Consider the following 528-nt stretch of genomic DNA (forward strand, 5'->3'; position numbering starts at 1 on the left):
TGAGCGCTCACGCTTATCGGCTGTTGATTAAGACAGACTAGCTGTCTGCGGTATAAACCGGTTATAATGCCGGCCGCTTTCAATAATCTTCAATGACAAACATTCGAATGAAGTTTGGTTCGAGTTTTTCTCATTGGCGATTGAGCCAGTCAGAGCGGTACGAAAGTATCGGCTGTCGTTCTTTAACAATCTGGAAGAAGTAAGTAATTTGGATAGCGGAAGCGTCTTGAGATGGACGTGGAAACTATCCGGGTTGTGATTGTATCGATGTATCTCAAGATGATTCGAACTCTATGTTCGACTTAAATTGGAATACGGCACAACGCGAGAACTCAACCTGTAACGCGCTCTGCATCGGGCCCTCGTAAGCGCTAAAGCGCTAACGATGGCCGACATGAGACAGACTCGTTATAGGGTCAAGCGAACAAGTGCATGTGGTGGATGCCTTGGCGATCACAGGCGATGAAGGACGCGGTAGCCTGCGAAAAGCTACGGGGAGCTGGCAAACGAGCTTTGATCCGTAGATGT

1 rRNA gene is annotated in these 528 nt (G+C 48.1%); it reads left to right on the top strand.

Features of this window, described 5'->3' with window-relative positions:
- Positions 1-414: 414 nt before the first annotated feature.
- Positions 415-528, top strand: a 23S ribosomal RNA gene (locus VK92_RS38640); the annotation flags it as partial.

It is taken from the genome of Burkholderia sp. LK4, from assembly GCF_001043615.1.
GTDB lineage: Bacteria > Pseudomonadota > Gammaproteobacteria > Burkholderiales > Burkholderiaceae > Burkholderia > Burkholderia cepacia.